3 protein-coding genes are annotated in these 2,468 nt (G+C 63.1%); 2 read left to right on the forward strand and 1 reads right to left on the reverse strand.

What is annotated here, in order from left to right; all coding sequences use genetic code 11:
• Positions 1–898: ATP-binding protein (locus EN879_RS31925; RefSeq protein ID WP_127274520.1), on the forward strand; the 898-nt coding region annotated here is incomplete at its 5' end.
• Positions 899–909: 11 nt separating this feature from the next.
• On the opposite strand, the gene EN879_RS31930 is transcribed toward EN879_RS31925, so the two are convergent.
• Entirely contained in the window at positions 910–1,479 is a 570-nt protein-coding gene (locus tag EN879_RS31930; protein ID WP_063170342.1) for a putative glycolipid-binding domain-containing protein, read from the reverse strand.
• A gap of 285 nt (positions 1,480–1,764) precedes the next feature.
• Here EN879_RS31930 and ubiG point away from each other — a divergent pair.
• The coding region (ubiG, locus tag EN879_RS31935; RefSeq protein ID WP_127274521.1) for a bifunctional 2-polyprenyl-6-hydroxyphenol methylase/3-demethylubiquinol 3-O-methyltransferase UbiG at positions 1,765–2,468 on the forward strand (704 nt) is incomplete at its 3' end.

Genomic DNA, 2,468 nt, shown 5'->3' on the forward strand with positions numbered 1-2,468 from the left:
GACCGGGATGTCCGACCTGATCCGTAGGGCACTCGGCGAAACCATCCGCATCGAAACGGTGCTGGCGGGAGGCTTGTGGAAAACCCATGCCGACCCGAGCCAGATCGAGAACGCCGTTCTCAACCTGGCCGTCAACGCCCGCGACGCCATGGGCGATGACGGCAAGCTGACCATCGAGACCGCCAACAGCCATCTCGACGACAGCTACGCCGCCGCCCATGCAGAAGTCGCGGCCGGCCAGTATGTGATGATCGCCGTCAGCGATACCGGTTCGGGCATGACCCCCGATGTCATGGCCAAGGCCTTCGAACCCTTCTTCACCACCAAGCCGGTCAACAAGGGCACCGGCCTTGGATTGAGCCAGGTGTTCGGCTTCGTCAAACAGTCGGGCGGCCACGTCAACATCTATTCCGAGCCCGGCGAAGGCACGACAATCAAGATCTACTTGCCGCGGTATTTCGGCGCCGAAGAGCCGGCCGTGCCCACCGGGCGCGGCGACAACTCCGCCGCACCGGTCGCCGAAACGATCCTTGTCGTCGAGGATGATGCCCGCGTGCGGGTCTCCACCACCGAGGCCATACGCGAACTCGGATACACCGTCATTGATGCCGCGAGTGGCGAGGAAGCGTTGCAGAAACTGGCGGAAAACCCGAAGGTCGCCCTGCTGTTCACCGACATCGTCATGCCCGTCATGAACGGCCGCAAGCTGGCGGAAGAGGCCGTTGCCCGCATGCCGCTGCTGAAGGTGATCTTCACCACCGGCTTCACCAGGAACGCCGTGGTCCACAACGGCGTGCTCGACCACGACGTGCATTTCCTCGCCAAGCCCTTCACCATCGAGCAACTGGCAGCGAAACTGCGTGACGTGCTTGGCACGACGCAGGTCGCAGCGGACTGATCACAATCGCTTCAGCCTGACGCAGCCGCGCGTCTCCAAAGGCCGGGATAGTCGACAACGAAGCCGTGCGGCGAGACGTTGAGGGTCTCGTCATAGCCGAACACCGGCGCGGCATAGGCATAGCGAACCGTGTCGAGACGCCGATAGGTCTGATCGAGGCGCACCAGGCTCAGTTCAGGGAAAGTCAGGTAGGCGGCCGGGGCAGGCGACGCTTCGCCGATCCCGAGGCCATACCGGCGGATCGCCAGCAGGTTCGATGCCGGTGTGAAGCCAAGATCGACGTCGACAAGACCGTCGACACCCTGCTGGACTTCGCCGTTCAGCGTCCACTGGCCGTTGAAATCGCGTTCGATCGCATAGTGCAGCTGGCGCGTGCCGAGAAAGCCTTCGACAAGCGCCGCCCGCGTGTGCCAGCCGGCATCGCAATTCACCCCGTAGGCGAGGCAGCACGGCTTGCCGTCCTGGATGAAGATGGCTTGTCCCTTGAGGCTGTGCCCGCCATCGGTCTGCGCAAGCAGACAGGCATCATGCCCCTCCACGTCCAGCCGATGCCAGAGGATCGAAGCCGTCATTGCTGTCATCGTCACCTCCTTCGAGTTCAAAACGATGATGTGTTCCTTCGCCCGCCAGGCCAATTGTGTTTCACCGCAGCGCACTCCAGCTGACATGCCCTGACAGAATCCGGCTCCCTGCCGGCAGAGGAAAATTGTTGCCTTGACATTCGCGGCTTCACGCCCGACTTCCTAGCGCATGACCCCGAAATCGAAGTCGATTTCGGAAAGGATCATGCGCAGAATCTAAAGTGCTACAGCGTCCTTTGCGCGTCCAAGAGGACGCGCGGCGCTGTAGTGTCGAGGAGACCAACTATGCCAGAGCCCCGACGATCGACGATCGATGCCGGAGAAGTGGAACGCTTTTCCGCCCTTGCCGCCGAATGGTGGAACCCGAACGGCAAGTTCCGTCCCCTGCACAAATTCAATCCGGTCCGGCTGGCCTATATCCGCGACCAGATAGCGACGCGCTTCGGCCGTGACCCACGCGCTGCAAGGCCTTTCGAGGGACTGCGCATCCTCGACATCGGTTGCGGCGGCGGACTTTTGTGCGAGCCGATGGCGCGGCTTGGCGCCGAGGTTGTGGGCGCGGATGCCTCCGAAACCAACATCGAAGTGGCCAAGCTGCACGCCGCCGAAGGCAATGTCAGCGTCGACTATCGCGCCACGACGGCCGAGGACCTTGCCGACGCCGGCGAGAAATTCGACGTCATCCTCAACATGGAAGTGGTCGAGCATGTCGCCGACATCGACCTGTTCGTCGCCAAATGCGGCGAGATGGTGCGGCCCGGCGGCATCATGTTCGTGGCCACCATCAACCGCACGCTGAAGGCGCTGGGCTTAGCCATCATCGGCGCCGAATATGTGCTGCGCTGGCTGCCGCGCGGCACCCACCAGTTCGGCAAGCTGGTGCGCCCGGAAGAGCTCGAAAAGGCGCTTGGCGGCGCCGGCCTGACCATCATCGACCGCACCGGCGTCACCTACAATCCGCTGGCCGACCGCTGGGCGCGGTCGAAGGA

Origin of the sequence: Mesorhizobium sp. M7A.F.Ca.AU.002.02.1.1 (assembly GCF_003998535.1) — a bacterium.
GTDB classification, from domain to species: Bacteria; Pseudomonadota; Alphaproteobacteria; order Rhizobiales; family Rhizobiaceae; genus Mesorhizobium; species Mesorhizobium ciceri.

What these genes read in the sequence shown, in the direction of transcription:
- EN879_RS31930 (WP_063170342.1), bottom strand. Translation starts at nt 1,479, where the DNA reads ATGACAGCAATGACGGCTTCGATCCTCTGGCATCGGCTGGACGTGGAG.